This is a genomic window from Pseudoxanthobacter sp. M-2 (assembly GCF_046156265.1).
Classification (GTDB): domain Bacteria; phylum Pseudomonadota; class Alphaproteobacteria; order Rhizobiales; family Segnochrobactraceae; genus CAMDHY01.
Map to the genome: position 1 here is coordinate 238,618 of NZ_JAWDIR010000045.1, position 18,321 is coordinate 256,938.

The window sequence follows — 18,321 nt, forward strand, 5'->3', positions numbered from 1 at the left end:
GGCCCGGCAATCCGGTGAAGGACCCGGCGAAAGTCTGGTCTGCGATCATGTCCATGATGCGGTGGCCCTCGGCGATGTCGGGGTCAGTGCCGGCGCGTGGCGGCGGCGATCTGGTCGGCGAAACGCCACTCGAGCAGCGTCTTCACGACCAGCGTGACGAGGGCGAGCAGGGCCAGCACCGAGGCGATCGCGAAGGCGCCGACGAAGTCGTACTCGTTGTAGAGGATCTCGACGTGCAGCGGCATCGTGTTGGTGAGGCCGCGGATGTGGCCGGACACCACCGAGACGGCGCCGAACTCGCCCATCGCCCGGGCGTTGCAGAGCAGCACGCCGTAGACGAGGCCCCACTTCACGTTCGGCAGCGTCACCCGCCAGAAGGTCTGCCAGCCGCTCGCCCCGAGCGACAGCGCCGCCTCCTCCTCCAGCGTGCCCTGTTCCTGCATCAGCGGGATGAGCTCGCGGGCGACGAAGGGAACGGTGACGAAGATCGTCGCCAGCACGATGCCGGGGATGGCGAAGATGATCTTGATGCCGTGCTCGGCGAGCCAGGGCCCGAAATAGCCTTGGGCGCCGAACATCAGCACGAAGACGAGGCCGGCGATCACCGGCGAGACCGAGAACGGCAGGTCGATCAGGGTGATCAAGAGGCTCTTGCCGCGGAACTCGAACTTCGCGATCGCCCAGGCGGCGGCCACGCCGAAGACGAGGTTCATCGGCACCGCGATCACGGCCACGAGCAGCGTCAGCTTGATCGCCGCGATCGCGTCGGGGTCGCCGAGCGCCGCGAGCGCCGGCCCGACGCCGCGCCGGAGCGCCTCGACGAACACCGAGACGAGCGGCAGGAACAGGAACAGCGCCAGGAAGGCGAGCGCCACGCCGATCAGCGCGACGCGCACCCAGGGGGCTTCGGAGACGGGGGAGCGGAAGGCGGGAGCGCCAGGAAGTGTCGCCGCACGGTCAGACATCGCCGAACCTCCGTCGCGCCCAGGCCTGGATGAGGTTGATCGCGAGCAGCATCAGGAAGGAGATGCCGAGCATGACGGCCGCGACCGCGGTGGCGCCGGCATAGTCGAACTCCTCCAGCCGGATCACGATGAGGAGCGGCGCGATCTCGGTGACGTAGGGGATGTTGCCGGCGATGAAGATCACCGAACCGTACTCGCCGACGGCGCGCGCGAAGGCGAGCGCGAAGCCGGTGAGCAGCGCCGGCGCCAGCGTCGGCAGAACGACGCGCCAGAACGTCTGGCGGCGGTTCGCGCCGAGGGTGGCGGAGGCCTCCTCGCGCTCGCGGTCGATCTCCTCCAGCACCGGCTGCACCGTGCGCACCACGAACGGCAGGCCGATGAAGATCAGGGCGATGACGATGCCGATCTGCGTGTATGCGATCTTGATGCCGAAGGGGGCGAAGAGCTGGCCGATCCAGCCGTTGCCGGCATAGAGCGCGGTCAGCGCGATACCGGCGACGGCGGTCGGAAGCGCGAACGGCAGGTCCACCGTGGCGTCGAGGATCTTCCGGCCGGGGAAGCGGTAGCGCACCAGGACCCAGGCGACGATCAGGCCGAAGACGGCATTGACCATCGCCGCCGCGAGCGAGGTGCCGAACGACACCCGGAGCGCCGCGACGACGCGGGGGTCCGTCGCGATTTCGAAGAAGCGCTCAAAACCGAGGCCGCCGGCGCGCAGCACGAGGGCCGCGATCGGGATCAGCACGATCAGCGAGAGGTAAACGAGCGTGAAGCCGAGCGTGATCCCGAAGCCCGGGATGACGCTCGGCCGGCGTCCCGAAAACGGGACGCGCGCCACTGCGGAGGCGACGGCCATCGGGTCGTCAGTTCGCCGGCTTGTAGATCTGGTCGAACACGCCGCCCTCGCCGAAGTGGAGGGGCTGCGCCTTCGCCCAGCCGCCGAACAGCGGGTCGTCGATGGTGACGAGCGCGACTTCGGGGAACTGCTTCAGGTACTCCGGATCGACACCGTCCGGCTTCGACGGGCGGTAGTAGTGCTTCGCGGCGAGGTTCTGGCCGACGTCGGAATAGAGGTACTGCAGATAAGCCTCGGCAACCGCGCGGGTGCCCTTGGCGTCGACGTTGCCGTCGACCAGCGTCACCGGCGGCTCGGCCTTGATGGAGAGCGACGGGATGACGATGTCGAAGTTTTCCGGGCCGAGCTCGGCGAGCGACAGGAACGCCTCGTTCTCCCAGGCGAGCAGCACGTCGCCGATGCCGCGCTGGGCGAAGGTGGTGGTCGAGCCGCGGGCGCCGGTGTCGAGAACCGGCACGTGGCGGAAAAGCTCGCCCATGTAGGCCTTCACCTTCTCCTGGTCGCCGCCGAATTCCTTCTCGGCCCACGCCCAGGCGGCGAGGTAGTTCCAGCGGGCGCCGCCGGAGGTCTTCGGGTTCGGCGTGATTACCTCGACGCCGTCCTTCACGAGGTCGCCCCAGTCGGTGATCGCCTTCGGGTTGCCCTTGCGGACGAGGAAGACGATCGTCGAGGTGTAGGGCGAGGAGTTGTCCGGCAGGCGCCCGCGCCAGTCCTTCGGCAGCTTCGTCGTGTTCTCGGCGATGGCATCGATGTCGGCTTCGAGCGCCAGCGTCACGACGTCGGCGTCGAGGCCGTCGATGACCGAGCGCGCCTGCTTGCCGGAGCCGCCGTGGGACATCCGCACCGTCACCGGCTCGCCGCCCTGGCTCGCCCAGTGGGTCGCGAACGCCTCGTTGAACTCCTTGTAGAGCTCGCGCGTCGGGTCATAGGAGACGTTCAGGATCTCGACGTCGGCGCGGACGGGGGTGGGCGCGCCGAGCACAGCCGCGGCACCGAGCAGGAGGGCCGCGAGGCCGGCGACGGCAGTCCGTCGGGTGGTGGTGCACGGGGGAAGCAGAGCCATCGGGGGTCCTTCCGGGTTCGCCGATTCCGATGACGCTAATGTCGATTCAAATTGTCGGGTTTGTCAACTCACTCTCTCATCGCCTCCGTGCGTGCCGGCCCGCGCCCCGGACACGGGGGCTCGGCCGCGGTTCGACAGGGCTCCCAGGGCCGAGGATTGGGTAGATTGGCCAGGGCCAGCGCGGGCCGGCGCACTTCGCCCGCAGGGTGCGGTTTTGACCGACGATCTGGAGTATTCCGCAGTCCAGACGGTCCAGCAGACCGCGCGCCGCCCTACCGAAACAAAAAAGCGACCCGTCCGGGAGGACGGGTCGCCGAGAGCTTCCAGAAAAGGGTGGAGCGACCCGTCCGGGAGGACGGGTCGCTCCGGCCGGCGAGACCTCGCGTCGGGAGCCGCTGGTCAGTTGGCGCCGGGTTGGGGGGCCGCCGGCGGCTCGCTCGCCGCAGGCGGTGTCTCGGTGGTGGGCGCGGCCGGGGCCGGGGCCGCCGGAGCGGGGGCTGCCGGAGCGGGAGCGGCGGGCGCCGCCTCCGGGGTGGCGGCCGGGGCCGCGGCGGGAGCCGTCGGCGCAGCCTCGGCGGGTGCCGTGGCAGGCGCCGGCGGTGCCGGCATCGCCGCAGGGGTGACCGCCGCCTGTGCGCCGAGCGACGTCTCGTAGCTCTGCAGCATCGAGGCGCCGAGCAGCGGCTTCGGGGCCTCCTGATGGCAGGTGGCGCAGTTGACCTTCTTCGGGTCGCCGAGCGGACCGAGGCGGGTCGCCGGGAACACCGGCTTCAGCGGGTCGATGTAGTCGGCGTTGACGGCGTCCACCATGCGGATGCCGTACCAGGCGATCGAGCGCTGCGGCGAGCTCTGGTCCCACGCCGAGAACGAGCGCGAGTTGTGGCAGAACGTGCAGTTCACGCCGAGCGCTTCCGACATGTGGATCATCAGGCCGTAGGTCGCCTCGGTCTCCTGGATGGTGGCGCCGAGACCTTGCTGCCCCCGCACCGGCAGCGCCGCCTTGGAGATGACGCGGATGTCGTCCGGATTGCGCAGCAGCGCCGAGAACGGGTCGTAGGGCAGCGACGACAGCCCGCTCACGGGGTTGGCGCCGTTCTGGCCGTTGCGGCGGGCGGACATGCCGCCGGCAGTGCGCGGGCCGGGATCTTCCGACCACACCTGGAGCGGCACGGGATTGCCGCGATGGCAGGTGTAGCAGGTGACGCCCGTCTGCTGGACGTGGGCCGTCCAGTCGGTGTTGATGGCGCGCGTCATCTGGATCATCCGGCGCGCCACGACCTTCGTGTAGATGTCGTCGGAGGCGAGGTTCTCGCCGTGGCAGTAGAGGCAGCCCTCCTGCGGGGACACCCACTCGGTGATCGCGTTCATGACGCGCAGGAACTCGCCCTCGCTGAGATCACCCAGAACCTGGACGTTCTCGTAGACCTGCGAGGCGCGCGGCTCGTCGGCGTAGGGTTCGGCCGGCGGCTGCGGCTCCGGCAACGCGTTCGCCACCTTCTGCAGGGCGAGCACGTCGACGTTGTTGATCTGCACCATGCCGGTGCCGCGATAGCCGGTCTGCTGGCTTTCCGTCACCGGCTCCTCGCACCCAGCGAGGAGGGCGGCGAGCCCGAGGACGGGGAGCACACCCCGCAGGAACGTGCTCCGGCTGCGATGGGAGGCGTTTCTTGTCGTCATTGGTTCAGCCCCCCGTCGGCAGTGTCGCAGGATCGACGATCGCCGGTCCGGTGTGCGGATAGGCCGGGGCGACGCCGTGCTCGACCGCCCACAGGTACCAGTTGTCGACCGCCGTGCCGGTGAGCAGGATGCCGATGCCGCCGGTGAGCGGGCACAGCACCGCGAACCACCACGCCCAGCGATGGATCGACTCCATCGTGGCGTTGAAGCCCATCGTCCACCTCCAGAAGAGGGCGGCGCGCTCCGTGGCGGTGCCACGGTCGACGATCTGCTCGAGCTCGCGCTCGCCGCCGAAGCGGCTGACCGCCAGGATCGTCGCCGCGTGCATGGCGAACAGCAGGGTCGAGCCGTAGAGGAAGACGATCGAGAGGCAGTGGAACGGGTTGTAGAAGAGGTTGCCGTAGCGGATCGAGAACGCCGCGGTCCAGTCGAGGTGCGGGAAGATGCCGAAGGGCACCGCCTCGCTCCAGCTGCCCATCAGCAGCGGCCGGATGAAGCCGAGCACCAGCATCAGCCAGATCGCCGCGGCAAAGGCCCAGGCGACGTGCGTACCCATGCCGAGCGCCCGGGCCCGGGTGTACATGCGCACCCACCAGAGCAGAACGGAGGCCGTCATGCAGAAGCCTGCGAGCAGCCACCAGCCGCCCTCCGCCATCGGCGGGATCGACAGCCCCCACTCCGGCCCCGGCGGCTCGAGGCCGAGCCAGGGCAGCTGGCGGACGAACTGGATCGGATCCCAGTTCACCGAGGCCCACAGGTTGAGACCGACGATCTCGAACCAGGCGAAGCCGAAGGCGAGCGACGCGACACCGGCCCAGCCGAGATAGAACGGCCCGATCTGCGCGTCGCCGAACTTGCCGGCCCAGTACGAGAAGAACGGCTTGCCCTGGCGGACGAAGGCGCCTTCCCGGTCCGCCGGCACGCCGGCGTAGGCTGGTCCGCGTACCTGCACGCGGGTGAAGATGTTCTGATAGTCGTTCATCACCATCTCCCCTCGCTCAGCTCCAGATCGGCAGGTCGAGCCACCAGCTCCACCACTCCGGCCATCCGCGGGTCCAGAAGGGGCCCGAGATGATGATGCAGACGGCGCTCCAGAAACCCGCGGAGAGCGCCAGGAACAGGCCGAGCCGGTGGATGCCGAGTGGGCCGATCGAATAGCCGATGGTGTCGCGGAAGAACGTGTTCTCGTGCTCCGGCGTCTTCACCACCTCACCCTTGCGCGGATTGGCCGCCGACAGGATCAGCGAGCCGTGCAAGGCGAGCGCCAGCGTCGTGGTGAAGAAGAACGTCACCGCGATCATGTGCGCCGGGTTGTAGTGGAAGTGCAGATACTGGTAGCCGACGTTCGACACCCAATCGAGGTGGCTGAAGATGCCGTAGGGGAAGCCGTGCCCCCAGGCGCCGAGCAGCACCGGCCGGATCACCACCAGCGAGATGTAGGCGAAGATCGCCACGCCGAAGGCGAACGGCACGTGGTAGCCGATGCCGAGCTTGCGGCAGATCTCCACCTCGCGCAGCGCCCACGAGATGAACGAGCCGATCGCGCAGATCGTGATGACCTGCCAGAGACCGCCCTCCTTCATCGGCGCGAAGCCGAGGCCGTAGGAAAGGTCGGGCGGGGCGATCGAGATCTGCCAGACGTTCCAGGTCGGGCCGAGGGCGGCGCCGTAGAGGATCAGCGCGGTGCCGAGGACGGAGAACAGGAACGTCGTCACGCCGAAGAAGCCGACGTAGAACGGGCCCACCCAGAAATCGAATAGGTCTCCCCCGATCAGGGTGCCCCCGCGGACCCGGTATTTTCTTTCGAAACTGAGCATAGCCATCGACCGACACTCCGATCGGCATTCGGGAAACGGTACGGCGGAACCGCGTCCGCCGACCGCGACAGCCCCCTGCCCGGACAAGGTCCGTGGGCCGAGGCGGCTGGCGGCACGGGAGCCACGAGGGCCCCCGTGCCGAAGGCCGGCGTCAAGCCAGCGGCAGTGCCGTCGTGACCTCGATCGCGCCGACCACGGTCGGGCGCGGACCTTCCAGCCAGTTGAACCGGTCGGTGCTGAGCAGGATGAAGTGAATCACCAGCGCCAGCACGAACAGGAACGAGAAGAGCGCAACGAGAGCGCGCCTCGGATCGAACAGTAACCAGACCTTCCACATGGTCTTCCCCCTCAGACGATCGTCGAGATGATCTGGCCGACGGTGTTGACACCGTCGATCATCGAGGTGGTGTAACCACCCTCCGGCGGCAGCCAGGGGCGCCACATCCAGGCGAGGATGTGGGCGATCACGGCCACGATGGTAAAGCCGATGAAGCTCGACATGAAGATACGGTGAAACTCTTGCGCTTCCGGCTCGGAAAGACCCGAAAGCGAACTTCTCTCGACAGCCATGCTGCAAACCTCCAGTCAGGGCCGTTGGCCAATGCCGCGCCACCCGCGCGGCTGGGCTCGTCGTCGTGGACATCCACGACCGGCGACTTCGACCGGCGGAAGCCGGGCGAACCTTGGTGCGCAGCTACGCCATGAAAGCGAACGGGATCGTCGTGTTCGCGGCGGTTCTGGCTTCTTCGATGAGCGACCGGCGGGGCCCGCTGGCGGGCCGGCCAATGCGCAGGATGCTCTTGACGATGGCGACCCCGAGGAACACCGGAAACGTCATGGCGACGATCAGCCGGTATTCCAGCTGCTCGCCCCGGCGGGCGCGCGATGCGACCCCTGCGTATGTCCGTCCGTTCGCCATCGTGGTTTCCTCCGTCTTCGTCTTCGCCGGCGTCGGTCCCCGCGGGATGCGCGGGGGCGGGCGCCGTCGAACTCAGGTCGTCGCGCCGGCGAGCATCGCCTTGGCGCGATCGAGGCTGTCCGTGGTCACGTGGTCGTCGCCGGCCTTGCGGGCGTCGCGCTCGGCGGCGTCGCGCAGGCGCTTGGCGGCGGAAATCCTGACGAGCACCGGATGCTCGGCGAGCACGCGGTCGAGCATCGCCTGGGCCTCGTCAGTCCAGGGAAGCTCGGCCGTCCGCTTCGCCGGCGTCGGGTCGACGCGGTCGAGATCGGTGCCGAGCGGCAGGATGTGGAACAGCGCATCGAAGAGCGCGTTGCACACCTCCTGCACGAGGTAGGTGGCGCCGGCGTAGCCCATGAAGGGCGTGCCGGTGTGGCGGCGGATGATCGCCCCGGGGAAGGACGCGGCGATGTAGACCGAGCGCGCGCCGGTTTCCGCCAGGTACATGCGCTCGTTGTAGCTGCCGAAGACGACCAGCGGCGGCCGACCCTGCAGCGCCTTGCGCACCGCCTCGTTGTCGGTCTTCGCGCCCGGGCGGCGGGCGGCCGAGAACGTGCAGGGCAGGCCCATCTCGTTCTCGAGGAAGTTGCGGATGCCGCGGGAGTAGGTTTCGCTCGCGACGATCGCGAAGCTCGCGGTGCCGAAGAAGTCCTGCGTCACCGACCGCCAGAGATCCCACAACGGCTTGATGGTGGTGTGCTTCTCGCGGGTGATGAACGGCTCCGGATCGAGGCCGGTGAGCTCACCCAGCGTGCGCAGGAACTTCGTCGTCGAGTGCAGGCCGATCGGCGCCTGCAGGTAGGGACGCCCGAGCGCCTCGCACAGCATCCGCCCGTATTCGCGGTAGAGGCAGATGTTGACGTCGGCGTCGATGAGGCGCGGCACCTCGGCGAGGTGGCTGCCGAGCGGGAACACCATGTTCACCTCGCAGCCGATGCCCTCCACCAGGCGGCGGATCTCGGCGAGGTCGGACGGCATGTTGAAGGTGCCGTAGGCGGGCCCGATCAGGTTGACGCGGGGCTTCTCGCCCTCCTTGCGCGGCTTCCTCTCGGGGATCTTCTTCGAGCCGTACTCCGACCACAGCCACTTCATGGCGCGGTCGGCGCTCTGCCACTGGTCCTCGTCGATGGTGCGCGGCAGGAAGCGCTGGATGCCGGTGCCTTCCGGGGTGACGCCGCCGCCGATCATCTCGGCTATCGAGCCGGTCACCACCACCGCCGGCAGATGCGGGTCGAGGGTGGCGTGGGCGCGCTTCATGGCGCCCTCGGTGCCGTGCTGGCCGAGCTCTTCCTCGCCGAGGCCGGTGACGACGATCGGCAGTTCGTGCGGCGGCAGCGCGTCGGTGTAGTGCAGCACCGAGGTGACCGGCAGGTTCTCGCAGCCGACCGGGCCGTCGATGACCACCTGCAGGCCCTTCACCGCGGTGAAGACGTAGACGGCGCCCCAGTAGCCGCCAGCGCGATCGTGATCGAGGACGAACATCAGATCGGCTCCTCGACCTTGCGCGCCTTGGCGGCCTTCTCGAGGCGCTTGCGGGTGACCTCGCGGAACTCCGGGCGGAGCTTCGGGGTGTTCTCCCAGATGCCGGCGGTGTCGCCCTCACCCACCCCGTCGAAGAAGGCGGTCATCTCGTCGAAGCGCGTCTTGCCGGCGATCGCGGCGTTGACGACCTGGGCGAGCGAGCCGGCGCCGTCGCGGCCCATCAGCGGCCGGGCGGAGATGAGGTTGGTGAAGTAGAGCGCCGGCCGTCCGGCCTGCTTCGCCTTCTGCACCACCGGCGTCGTGCCGATGGCGAGATCCGGTTCGAACTCCGCCATCGCGGCGAGGTCCTGCTCGAGCGAGGCGCGGTACTGCACGTGTACGCCGCGCGCCTCGAGGAAGGCGCGGTCGTCGTCGGAGAAGCGGGTGCGCGGGCAGGCGGTGCCGACATAGCGCACGTCGGCGCCGCTCTCGACCAGCAGGCGGGCGACGATCAGCTCGGAGCCCTCGTAGCCCGACAGCGTGATGCGGCCCTTGATCGGGTTGGCGGCGAGCGCCGCCTCGATCGCCGGCAGTTCGCGGTTCTGCGCCTCGGCGATCAGGTCGGCGGAGACACCACAGGCCTTGCCGATTGCGGCGAGCCAGGCCGCCGTGCCGTCGCGCCCGACCGGGGCGGAGCCGACGATCGGCCGGGCGGCCGCCTCGAACTCGCGGAAGGAGGCGGTGTAGAAGGGGTGGATCGCCGCCACCACGGCGCCGTCGAGGGCGGCGTAGAGCTCGCGCCATTCGCGCGTCGGCACCACCGGTCCGGTGGCGAGGCCGAGGGGGGCGATCATCCGGCCGATCGAGATCGGGTCGACCGGGAACATCTCGCCGACCAGCGTCACCGTCGGCTTCTCGGCGCGGCCGCCGCGCGGCGCCTGCACCGGGCCCTGCTCGGCCTCGAGGCGGGCGTAGTTCAGCATCGCGCCGGCGAGCACGTCCTTCGCCTCGGCGTGGGTCGGCACGCCGAAGCCCGGCACGTCGATGCCGATGATGCGGACCCCGTTGATCTCCTTCGGCAGCAGCTGGAGCGGCACGCCGGAGGCGGTGGGGACGCAGAGATTGGTGATGACGATGGTGTCGTAGAGCGCCGGGTCGGCGAGCTTGAACACCGCCTCGCGGATGTCCTCGAAGAGCTTGCCGGTGACGAGCGTCTCGGAATTGAACGGCACGTAGCCGACGGTGCGTTTCGCCCCATAGAAGTGCGAGGTGAACGTGAGGCCGTAGACGCAGCAGGCCGAGCCCGAGAGCACGGTGGCGGTGCGGCGCATGCGCAAGCCGACGCGCAGCGAGCCGAAGGCCGGGCACATCGACTGCGGGCGGTCGTGTGGACCGGCCGGATAGTCGGCGGCATAGCGAGCGAGCGTCTCGCTCTTGCCGGCGGCCGCGGCCGCCTTCTTCAGCTCCGCCGCGCCGGCATGACAGCCGAGGCCGTCGCCGCCGCGCGCCGGAGCAGGCTCCGGCAAGGGCTCCGGAGTTGGCTCGATGTCGGGTCCGAGGTGGCGGAGGTCATCCATCGGGCGGGCCTCAGACCGTCTCGTAGACGACTTCGAGGGACGGCTTGGCGAAGTCGGTGCGACCGCACATGTCCTCGAAGGAGGCCGGCTCGAGCACGACGCCGCGGCCGACCGCCTCGCCGGCGAACAGCCCGAGCAGGGCGTCCTGGCTGAGCGGCGTCGGGCGCACCGGCGGGGCGGTGCCGACGTTCAGCGAGAGCTGGTCGAACAGCGGCCCCCAGCGGTCGCCAGGACGGCCGACGATCTCGTAGTTGGCGCTCTTGCGACGGATGTCGTCGTCGGCCGGGATGGCGGCGAGGATCGGGATGCCGACTGCTTCCGCGAAGGCGGCCGCCTCTCCGGTGCCGTCGTCCTTGTTGACGACCATGCCGGCGACGCCGACGTTGCCGCCAAGCTTGCGGAAGTATTCGACCGCCGAGCAGACGTTGTTGGCGACGTAGAGCGACTGCAGGTCGTTCGAGCCGACGACGATGACCTTCTGGCACATGTCGCGGGCGATCGGCAGGCCGAAGCCGCCACAGACCACGTCGCCGAGGAAGTCGAGCAGCACGTAGTCGAAGCCCCACTCGTGGAAGCCGAGCTTCTCGAGCAGCTCAAAGCCGTGGATGATGCCGCGGCCGCCGCAGCCACGGCCGACCTCCGGTCCGCCGAGCTCCATGGCGAAGACGCCGTCGCGCTTGAAGCAGACGTCGCCGATCTTCACTTCATCGCCGGCGAGCTTCTTCTTGGACGAGGTCTCGATGATCGTCGGACAGGCGCGGCCACCGAAGAGGAGCGAGGTCGTGTCGCTCTTCGGGTCGCAGCCGATCAAGAGGACCTTCTTGCCCTGCTGCGCCATGTTGTAGGAGAGGTTGGCCAGCGTGAAGCTCTTGCCGATGCCGCCCTTGCCGTAGATCGCGATGATCTGCGTGTCCTTGGTCGGCTCGGTGGTCACCACCGGCGTCGGCTCGATCGCCGCCTCGGCCCTGAGGCGCTTCGCGAGCGCCGACGAAGGGTCGATCGGAGCATCGATCGAGAACATCGCCGTCATGAGCAGCCCCTCCAGTCGAGAACCATCTTGAGACAACCGGGATCGGCGAACGCCGTCCGGTAGGCGTCGTCGCAGCGCGTCGCGCTCTGGCGATGCGTGACGAGGCCGTCGAGCGAGAGCCGGCCGCCGTCGACCAGGGCCATCACGGCGGCGAGGTCGGCCGGCTTCCATTCGGCGGCAATGCGCAGGCGCGCCTCGCGCATGAAAGCCGGCGGGAAGGCGAAGGAGAGCGGCGCCTCGTAGAAGCCGGCGAGGACGATCTCGCCGCCGCGGGAAAGCCGCGCGATCAGCGTGTCGAGCAGGCCGGCGTCGCCGCTGGCGTCGAGAATGGTGCGGTAGTCGCGACGGGGATCCGCGTCCGGATCGACCACCGCGTAGCCCTCGGCGCCGCCGTGGCGGGCCGGGTTCTTCTCCCACACCGTCGGCGGCTCGCCGCCCATCGCCACCACGAGGCGGGCGATCAGGCGGCCGAGGACACCGTGGCCGACGATGAGGTCGGGCAGGGCTGCGGCGACGGCGTGGTGGCCGGTGGCGGCAAGCGCCAGAAGCACGCCGCTGTCGCCGAGGCCGGCATCAATGGCTGTGAGGCGGTCAGCCGGCACGACGACGCGGGCGGCGGCTCCACCGAACAGTCCGCGCACGTCGCCGAAGCACTTGGCGCCCGGCACGAAGACGGTATCGCCTTCGGACAGCGAAGCACCCTTGTCGGCGGAAACGACGCGTCCGACGGATTCGTAGCCCGGCACCAGCGGGTAGCCGAGGCCCGGAAAGGGCGGCATGCGGCCGCTCCACAACAGGCGCTCGGTGCCGGTCGAGATGCCGCTGAAGGCGATGTCGACCACGACGTCGCCCTCGCCCGGCTCGTCCAGTTGCAGCCGATCGAGCGCGAGGCGCTCGGGGGCATGCAGGACGACGGCGAGGGTGTGCATCGGGATCTCCCAGGGTCCGCGGCGTGGCGTCAATTTGGCTAGACGCTCGTTGGTGTAACTAAAACATGACGGCAAAAAATGTCAACCAAACCTGACGCTTTTTTGGTGTTAGTTTGCCTTGACGATCCCGGCGAGGAAGGGACGGCGCGTCGGCACGGCCTCGGTGCGCGTGAAGCCTGCTTCCGCGAGCAATCCCGCCAGCACCGCCGGGCTTCGAGCCCGGCCGCTGCCCATGGCGAGCAGATAGAAGCCGAAATAGGCGTCGCCGATCCGCTCGGCGCCGGGCGTGCCGGCCATCGGCTCGGCGACCAGAAGCGTGCCGCCGGGGGCGAGCGCCGCCCGCGCGGCGGCAAGCAGCGTGCGCACCGTCGCCTCGTCGTGGTCGTGGACGATGCGCACCAGCGTGATGAGGTCTGCCCCGCCGGGGAGCGGGTCGCGGCAGAAGTCGCCGCCGACAGCCTGCGCCCGGCCGGCGAGCGGTCCCTGCGCAAATCGCGCCCGCGCCCGCTCGGCCACCGCTGGCAGGTCGAACAGCACGAGCTCGGCCGCGGGCGCCCGTGCCGCCACGGCCGTGAGGAAGGTGCCGTCGCCGCCGCCGACATCGAGGATGCGGCGGTGGCGGGAGACGTCGTAGGCGTCGAGGACATCCTCGGCGACGAGGGGCTGCGAGGCCGCCATCAGGCGCGTGTAGCCGGCGACGTCGGTGTCGGCGCTCGCGGCCGGCGCGTCCGTCCCGGCATAGGCCCAGTAGCGGCCGAGCCGCGTCTCGTGCGCCTCGCCGCGCAGCAGCGCCAGCGGGTCGGCGAGGTCGGCATAGAGCATCGCGTGGTGCTCGATCATCTCGGCGATGCCGGGATTGCCGAGGAGGGCCGCGCCGAGCTCGCCGAGGCCGTAGCGGCCGCCGCCGCGCCGCGCCGCGAGGCCGAGGCTCGCCGCGGCGGCGAGCAGCCGGTCGGCCGCCTCGACCGGCAGCGACAGGCGTCGCGCCAGGGCGGGCACCGTCGCGGGCCCCTCGGCCAGCACCTCGAACAGGCGCACGCGCACGCAGGCGAACAGGATCTGGGAGTAGACGAAGCCGGCGCAGAGATCGAACAGTGCCGCACCCTTGCGGCGGGCGATGCCGCGCGTCGGCGGGAAGGCGGAGGCGAAGCGCTGGAAGCGCGGATCGGCGAGGAGCCGGTCGCGCACGGCGAAGACGCGGTCGGCGAGACCCGTCCGGGTCTGCCGCCACCACGTCTCCGCGACCGTCGCCATGTCGGGTGTTTCCGCGGGGGCGCCGTCAGCCCTCAGGCCGCCCGGAGCACCACCTGCTTCGGCAGGAACTGCTTCACCTCGTGGAGGATCAGCGCGCGCAGCGGCGCCTGGCCCGGACAGGCGGGAATGGTGCCGACAGCGTCGAGCACGAGGCCCGTCAGCCGTTCCACCGCGCCGTCGAAGCCGTAGCGGCGCACCGCGTTCGGACGGCCGAGCGCCGCATCGCGACCGACCGGCTTGCCGATCGCCTCGGCGGTCTCGGTCGCATCGCGGATGTCGTCGGCGACCTGGAAGGCCTCGCCGATCATCTCGCCGAGCGCCCGCCACGGTTCCGGCGCATGCCCCGCCGCGGCGGCGCCTGCCATCGTCGCGCCGGCGAACAGCGCGCCGGTCTTGGCGCGGTGATAGTCGACGACGTCGACATAGGCCTCGCACTCCCACGCCTGGCCGGCGCAGATGCCACCCGGCGCGCCGACGGCGCGGGAGACGAGCCGCACCAGCGGCGCGAGCCGCTCTGGCCGGGCCTCGCCGGCGCGGGCGAGCGTCTCGAAGGCGGCGATGATCAGGGCGTCGCCGGTGAGGAGCGCCAGGCTCTCGCCGTACTCGGCATGGACGGACGGCTTGCCGCGCCGCATGTCGGCGTCGTCGAAGCAGGGCATGTCGTCGTGGACCAGCGAGGCGCAATGCAGGAGCTCGATCGCGGCCGCGGCCGCATCGGCGAGGTCCGGCGTGTCGTCGCCGCAGGCCCAGGCGGTGGCGAGCACCAGCCGCGGGCGGATGCGGGCGCCGCCCGGAAACACCGCGTAGCGGATCGCCTCGGCGAAGCGCGGCGGGCAGCCCGGCGCCTCCGCATGGGCGACAGCCTCGTCGAGCGCTCGTTCGACCCTGCCCTTGGCGTCCATGCGATCCTCCGACGATTGGAAGTGTAAGTTCTTGTTGTCGGCCTGTTGTGTCAACTAGAATGGACGTCAACACCGCCGCGTGTCAATTCCCCTGGACGGGTGGAAGTGGCGGGAAGGGAGCGTCGTTGGCCACCGATCGTGTCGTCGTCGTCGGAGCCGGCATCGGCGGCCTCGTCGCCGCCCTGTTGCTGGCGGCGCGGGGAGCCAACGTCACCGTCGTCGAGGCCGCCGAGCGGCCCGGCGGCAAGATGCGAGAGGTCACCGTCGGCGGCCGCCCGGTCGATTCGGGGCCGACCGTCTTCACGCTCCGCCGCGTCTTCGACCGCATCTTCGACGCCGTCGGCGAGCGCCTCGACGACCACCTGTCGCTGCGCCCGGCCGACGTGCTCGCCCGCCACGCCTGGGCGGACGGCGACCGCCTCGACCTGTTTTCCGACGTCGAGCGCTCGGCCGACGCCATCGGCGCCTTCGCCGGCGCCGCCGAGGCGAAGGGCTACCGGGCGTTCGCCGCCCGCGCGTGCGCCGTCTTCAACACCCTCGAGCACCCCTTCATCGAAGTGCCACGGCCGAGCCCAATCGGGCTGACGCGCGCCGTCGGACTCGGCCGCATCGGCGAACTGATGCGCATCACGCCGTTCAAGACACTGTGGGACGCGCTCGGCGAGCACTTCGCCGACCCGCGCCTGCGCCAGCTGTTCGGCCGCTACGCCACCTATTGCGGCTCCTCGCCGTTCGCCGCTCCTGCCACGCTGATGCTGGTCGCCCACGTCGAGCAGGAGGGCGTCTGGCTGATCGACGGCGGAATGCACCGCCTCGCCGCCACCCTCGCCGGCCTCGCCGAGGCCCGCGGCGCGCAGTTCCGCTACGGCAGCGCGGTCACCCGCATCGTCGTCACCAACGGCCGCGCCAGCGCCGTGCGGCTGGCCAATGGAGAGGTGCTGCCGGCCGACATCGTCGTCTGCAACGCCGACGTCGCCGCACTCGCCGACGGCCGCTTCGGCCCGGGGACGGCGAAGGCGGTGCCGCCGACGGCGCCGCGCCAGCGCTCGCTGTCGGCAGTCACCTGGTCGCTCGCCGCGCCGACCGACGGCTTCCCGCTCGCCCGGCACACGGTGTTCTTCTCGGACGACTACGCCGCCGAGTTCGCCGACATCCTCAGCCACCGCCGGCTGCCGAAGGCGCCCACCGTCTACGTCTGCGCCCAGGACCGCGACGACGGCGGCCGTCTCGCTAGCCCGGGCGAGGCCGAGCGCCTGCTCGTCCTCGTCAACGCGCCCGCGGGCGGCGACAGCCCAACCCTCGATCCCTCGGAGATCGCCCGATGCGCCGACCGGACCTTCGCGTTCCTCTCCCGTTGCGGCCTGACGGTCGACCGCGACCCGGCGCGGACGGTGACGACGACGCCGGCGGATTTCGAGGCGATGTTTCCGGCGACGGGGGGCGCCCTCTACGGCCGCGCCTCGCACGGGTGGATGGCGTCGTTCCGCCGGCCGGGACCGGCGACGCGACTGCCGGGCCTGTTCGTGGCGGGGGGCAGCACCCACCCGGGGCCGGGCGTGCCGATGGCGGCGATCTCCGGCCGGCTCGCGGCGGAGGCGGCGCTCGCGGCCCTGGCTTCGACGACCCCGTCGCGCCGGGCGGCTATGTCTGGTGGTACCTCGACGGCCTGAGCGACGACGGCCGCCACGGCCTCACCATCATCGCCCTCGTCGGCAGCGTCTTCTCGCCCTACTACGCGCTCCGCCGCCGCGGCGGCCGGCCCGCCGATCCGCTCGACCACGCGGCGATGAACGTCGCCCTCTATGGCGACGCCGGCAAGCGCTGGGCGATGACCGAGCGCGGCCACGCCGGCCTCATCCGCACCGCCGACACCCTCGCCATCGGCCCGAGCTTCGCCGCCTGGGAGGGCGACACGCTGGTGGTCGAGATCGACGAGGTGACGGTGCCGATCCCCTCGCGCCTGAAGGGCCGCGTCCGCTTCCACCCGGCCGTGCTGACGGGTGCGTCCTTCGCCCTCGATGCGGCGGGAGACCACCGCTGGTTCCCCGTCGCCCCGTTCGGCCGCATCGAGGTGGACTTCGAGCGCCCGGGACTCACCTGGAAAGGCGCCGGCTATCTCGATTCCAACCGGGGCGAAGCACCGCTTTCCCGCGATTTCGCCCGCTGGGACTGGTCACGCGCCGCCACCCGCGACGGCGCGGCGGTGCTCTACGACGTCGAGCGGCGCGACGGCACGGACCTCGCACTCGCGCTCGCCATCGGCCGCGACGGCGCCGTCTCGCATTTCGAGCCTCCGCCACGGACGGCGCTGCCGTCGACGGGATGGCGGATCGCGCGCGGCACCCGCACCGAGACCGGCGCGCCGGCGAGCGTCGCCGCGACGCTGGAGGACACGCCCTTCTACGCCCGTTCGCTGGTGTCGCACCGGCTCAAGGGCGAGGACGTCCGCTCAGTGCACGAGAGCCTGTCGCTCGACCGCTTCGCGAGCCCGGTCGTTCAGATGATGCTGCCGTTCAAGATGCCGCGGCGGAAGCGCTGAGGCAGCTCAGGCCCCGTCGCCGGCGGGCCGCGACGCGGCTTCGGCCTTCTCCCGCGCCTCGCGCTCGCGCTTCAGGCGGTTGAGCCCGCGGATCTCGTGGACGCCCCAGCCGATCGCGAGCCCGAGCACCAGCAGGATCTCGAGGAAGATGATCCAGCCGGAGGTCATCGCGCGCGGCCGTCAGCGGTCGGCGGAGGCCGGCACGCCGGCACCGAGCGCGCCGGCACCGAGCGAGCCGCCGCCGAGAGCCCCCTGCCCCTGGCGCTCCAGCCGCTCGAACAGGTCGAGGACGAAGTCGACGCGTCGCGGGGCGGCCGTTGCAGGTCGCGTCGGCGCGGGCTGCGCGGCCGCCTCGACGACGTAGAGGGCGGCGGCGAGCGGTGGCACCGCGTCCGGCCGGTGCAGCGAGGCGAGCGCGCCTGCGGCCTGGGCGGCGAGCGCCAGCTTGCGGCGCTTCGAGACGACGGCGCGGCGGCTGACCGAATCGCAGCCGGCGCGGACGACCTCGCGGCCGATCTCCGCATAGATCAGGCGGGCGGCGCGGATCGCCGGCCGGCAGTCGCGCGGCAGCGCCGCGATGCCGGCGTCGGCCCGCACGTAGAGGGTATCGGCGGCCGCGACGAGCCGCGCCACGACGCCGGCGAGCGCCACTGAGTGGCGGGGCGCGGCCAGCAATCGGTCGGCGTCGAGGCCGGCCTCGGCGAGCCAGGCGAGCGGCAGGTAGACTCGGCCGGCGCGGGCATCCTCGCCGACGTCGCGGGCGATGTTGGTGAGTTGCATGGCGACGCCGAGATCGGTGGCGCGGGCGAGCGCCGCGGCGTCGCGCACCCCCATCAGCACCGCCATCATCGCACCGACGGAGCCCGCGACCCGCACCCCATAGGCCTCGAGATCGGCGAGCGTCTCGTAGCGCCGCCCCGCCTCGTCCCAGGCGAAGCCGTCGAGCAGCGCCTCCGGCAGTGCCTTGGGCAGGGCGAAGTGTTCGACGGTGGCGGCGAAGGCGCGGTCGACGGGATGGTCGAGCGGCCGGCCGGCATAGGCGCGGTCGAGGCGCTCGGTCAGGCGGGCGAGCGCGGCCGGCCCGCCCTCGCGGTCGACGACGTCGTCGGCCACCCGGCAGAAGGCATAGAGCGCCGTCGCAGGCGCCCGCACCCGCGTCGGCAGCAGCAGCGAGGCGGCGAAGAACGACTTCGAGCCGTCCGCCAGCAGCCGCCGGCAGGCGGCGAGGTCGGCCGGCGAGATCCCGCTCGACGCCGCGGCGGCGCGCGCCGGCGCCCCCGGAAAGGCCGCAGC

19 protein-coding genes are annotated in these 18,321 nt (G+C 71.0%); 2 read left to right on the forward strand and 17 right to left on the reverse strand.

Annotated elements, in window-relative coordinates; translation table 11 throughout:
* Nucleotides 1-83: 83 nt before the first annotated feature.
* The 15 genes from cysW to RUR49_RS22535 all read right to left on the reverse strand — a co-directional run bounded on the left by cysW (nt 84) and on the right by RUR49_RS22535 (nt 14,489).
* Nucleotides 84-965, reverse strand: coding sequence for a sulfate ABC transporter permease subunit CysW (cysW, locus tag RUR49_RS22465; protein WP_409148673.1), 882 nt, complete (start codon nt 963-965; stop codon nt 84-86).
* Complete coding sequence (gene cysT / locus RUR49_RS22470; protein ID WP_409148674.1) at nt 958-1,821, reverse strand: sulfate ABC transporter permease subunit CysT; 864 nt, start codon at nt 1,819-1,821, stop codon at nt 958-960. The genes cysW and cysT overlap by 8 nt, the downstream gene beginning before the upstream one ends.
* A 7-nt stretch (nt 1,822-1,828) precedes the next feature.
* Nucleotides 1,829-2,884, reverse strand: coding sequence for a sulfate ABC transporter substrate-binding protein (locus RUR49_RS22475; RefSeq protein ID WP_409148675.1), 1,056 nt, complete (start codon nt 2,882-2,884; stop codon nt 1,829-1,831).
* Between the two features lie 399 nt (nt 2,885-3,283).
* Nucleotides 3,284-4,561 carry a photosynthetic reaction center cytochrome PufC gene (gene pufC / locus RUR49_RS22480; protein WP_409148676.1) on the reverse strand — a complete coding sequence of 426 codons (1,278 nt, stop codon included), beginning with the start codon at nt 4,559-4,561 and terminating at the stop codon, nt 3,284-3,286.
* Between the two features lie 4 nt (nt 4,562-4,565).
* Complete coding sequence (pufM, locus tag RUR49_RS22485) at nt 4,566-5,543, reverse strand: photosynthetic reaction center subunit M (protein WP_409148677.1); 978 nt, start codon at nt 5,541-5,543, stop codon at nt 4,566-4,568.
* A gap of 16 nt (nt 5,544-5,559) precedes the next feature.
* On the reverse strand, nt 5,560-6,384 hold the full coding sequence (gene pufL, locus RUR49_RS22490; RefSeq protein WP_409148678.1) for a photosynthetic reaction center subunit L: 825 nt from the start codon (nt 6,382-6,384) through the stop codon (nt 5,560-5,562).
* A 145-nt stretch (nt 6,385-6,529) separates the two neighbouring features.
* Nucleotides 6,530-6,715: a light-harvesting antenna LH1, alpha subunit gene (gene pufA, locus RUR49_RS22495; RefSeq protein WP_409148679.1), complete on the reverse strand. Its 186-nt coding sequence runs from the start codon at nt 6,713-6,715 to the stop codon at nt 6,530-6,532.
* An 11-nt stretch (nt 6,716-6,726) separates the two neighbouring features.
* On the reverse strand, nt 6,727-6,948 hold the full coding sequence (pufB, locus tag RUR49_RS22500; protein WP_409148680.1) for a light-harvesting antenna LH1, beta subunit: 222 nt from the start codon (nt 6,946-6,948) through the stop codon (nt 6,727-6,729).
* A gap of 124 nt (nt 6,949-7,072) precedes the next feature.
* On the reverse strand, nt 7,073-7,297 hold the full coding sequence (locus tag RUR49_RS22505; protein WP_409148681.1) for a hypothetical protein: 225 nt from the start codon (nt 7,295-7,297) through the stop codon (nt 7,073-7,075).
* A gap of 72 nt (nt 7,298-7,369) precedes the next feature.
* The gene (gene bchZ / locus RUR49_RS22510; RefSeq protein WP_409148682.1) at nt 7,370-8,818 is read right to left on the reverse strand and encodes a chlorophyllide a reductase subunit Z; all 1,449 of its coding nucleotides are present in this window, start codon (nt 8,816-8,818) and stop codon (nt 7,370-7,372) included.
* Complete coding sequence (gene bchY, locus RUR49_RS22515) at nt 8,818-10,374, reverse strand: chlorophyllide a reductase subunit Y (RefSeq protein ID WP_409148683.1); 1,557 nt, start codon at nt 10,372-10,374, stop codon at nt 8,818-8,820. The genes bchZ and bchY overlap by 1 nt, the downstream gene beginning before the upstream one ends.
* Nucleotides 10,375-10,384: 10 nt before the next feature.
* On the reverse strand, nt 10,385-11,395 hold the full coding sequence (locus RUR49_RS22520) for a chlorophyllide a reductase iron protein subunit X (RefSeq protein WP_409148759.1): 1,011 nt from the start codon (nt 11,393-11,395) through the stop codon (nt 10,385-10,387).
* Nucleotides 11,396-11,400: 5 nt separating this feature from the next.
* Nucleotides 11,401-12,333: a chlorophyll synthesis pathway protein BchC gene (gene bchC / locus RUR49_RS22525; protein WP_409148684.1), complete on the reverse strand. Its 933-nt coding sequence runs from the start codon at nt 12,331-12,333 to the stop codon at nt 11,401-11,403.
* A 108-nt stretch (nt 12,334-12,441) separates the two neighbouring features.
* A complete protein-coding gene (locus tag RUR49_RS22530) occupies nt 12,442-13,587 on the reverse strand; it encodes a methyltransferase (protein WP_409148685.1) in 1,146 nt (381 codons plus the stop codon).
* 32 nt (nt 13,588-13,619) lie between these two features.
* Entirely contained in the window at nt 13,620-14,489 is an 870-nt protein-coding gene (locus RUR49_RS22535) for a polyprenyl synthetase family protein (RefSeq protein WP_409148686.1), read from the reverse strand.
* Between the two features lie 125 nt (nt 14,490-14,614).
* Here RUR49_RS22535 and crtD point away from each other — a divergent pair, with 125 nt between their 5' ends.
* Both crtD and RUR49_RS22545 read left to right on the forward strand, forming a co-directional pair.
* Nucleotides 14,615-16,159, forward strand: a complete 1,545-nt coding sequence (crtD, locus tag RUR49_RS22540; RefSeq protein ID WP_409148687.1) for a 1-hydroxycarotenoid 3,4-desaturase CrtD — start codon at nt 14,615-14,617, stop codon at nt 16,157-16,159.
* A 116-nt stretch (nt 16,160-16,275) separates the two neighbouring features.
* A complete protein-coding gene (locus tag RUR49_RS22545; RefSeq protein WP_409148688.1) occupies nt 16,276-17,028 on the forward strand; it encodes a hydratase in 753 nt (250 codons plus the stop codon).
* Nucleotides 17,029-17,034: 6 nt separating this feature from the next.
* Here RUR49_RS22545 and RUR49_RS22550 read toward each other — a convergent pair whose 3' ends face one another.
* Nucleotides 17,035-17,196: a hypothetical protein gene (locus tag RUR49_RS22550; protein ID WP_409148689.1), complete on the reverse strand. Its 162-nt coding sequence runs from the start codon at nt 17,194-17,196 to the stop codon at nt 17,035-17,037.
* 12 nt (nt 17,197-17,208) lie between these two features.
* Nucleotides 17,209-18,270, reverse strand: a complete 1,062-nt coding sequence (locus tag RUR49_RS22555; protein ID WP_409148760.1) for a phytoene/squalene synthase family protein — start codon at nt 18,268-18,270, stop codon at nt 17,209-17,211.
* Nucleotides 18,271-18,321 lie beyond the last annotated feature (51 nt).

What these genes read in the sequence shown, in the direction of transcription:
- cysW (WP_409148673.1), bottom strand. Translation starts at nt 965, where the DNA reads ATGTCTGACCGTGCGGCGACACTTCCTGGCGCTCCCGCCTTCCGCTCC.
- cysT (WP_409148674.1), bottom strand. Translation starts at nt 1,821, where the DNA reads ATGGCCGTCGCCTCCGCAGTGGCGCGCGTCCCGTTTTCGGGACGCCGG.
- RUR49_RS22475 (WP_409148675.1), bottom strand. Translation starts at nt 2,884, where the DNA reads ATGGCTCTGCTTCCCCCGTGCACCACCACCCGACGGACTGCCGTCGCC.
- pufC (WP_409148676.1), bottom strand. Translation starts at nt 4,561, where the DNA reads ATGACGACAAGAAACGCCTCCCATCGCAGCCGGAGCACGTTCCTGCGG.
- pufM (WP_409148677.1), bottom strand. Translation starts at nt 5,543, where the DNA reads ATGAACGACTATCAGAACATCTTCACCCGCGTGCAGGTACGCGGACCA.
- pufL (WP_409148678.1), bottom strand. Translation starts at nt 6,384, where the DNA reads ATGGCTATGCTCAGTTTCGAAAGAAAATACCGGGTCCGCGGGGGCACC.
- pufA (WP_409148679.1), bottom strand. Translation starts at nt 6,715, where the DNA reads ATGTGGAAGGTCTGGTTACTGTTCGATCCGAGGCGCGCTCTCGTTGCG.
- pufB (WP_409148680.1), bottom strand. Translation starts at nt 6,948, where the DNA reads ATGGCTGTCGAGAGAAGTTCGCTTTCGGGTCTTTCCGAGCCGGAAGCG.
- RUR49_RS22505 (WP_409148681.1), bottom strand. Translation starts at nt 7,297, where the DNA reads ATGGCGAACGGACGGACATACGCAGGGGTCGCATCGCGCGCCCGCCGG.
- bchZ (WP_409148682.1), bottom strand. Translation starts at nt 8,818, where the DNA reads ATGTTCGTCCTCGATCACGATCGCGCTGGCGGCTACTGGGGCGCCGTC.
- bchY (WP_409148683.1), bottom strand. Translation starts at nt 10,374, where the DNA reads ATGGATGACCTCCGCCACCTCGGACCCGACATCGAGCCAACTCCGGAG.
- RUR49_RS22520 (WP_409148759.1), bottom strand. Translation starts at nt 11,395, where the DNA reads ATGTTCTCGATCGATGCTCCGATCGACCCTTCGTCGGCGCTCGCGAAG.
- bchC (WP_409148684.1), bottom strand. Translation starts at nt 12,333, where the DNA reads ATGCACACCCTCGCCGTCGTCCTGCATGCCCCCGAGCGCCTCGCGCTC.
- RUR49_RS22530 (WP_409148685.1), bottom strand. Translation starts at nt 13,587, where the DNA reads ATGGCGACGGTCGCGGAGACGTGGTGGCGGCAGACCCGGACGGGTCTC.
- RUR49_RS22535 (WP_409148686.1), bottom strand. Translation starts at nt 14,489, where the DNA reads ATGGACGCCAAGGGCAGGGTCGAACGAGCGCTCGACGAGGCTGTCGCC.
- RUR49_RS22545 (WP_409148688.1), top strand. Translation starts at nt 16,276, where the DNA reads ATGAACGTCGCCCTCTATGGCGACGCCGGCAAGCGCTGGGCGATGACC.
- RUR49_RS22550 (WP_409148689.1), bottom strand. Translation starts at nt 17,196, where the DNA reads ATGACCTCCGGCTGGATCATCTTCCTCGAGATCCTGCTGGTGCTCGGG.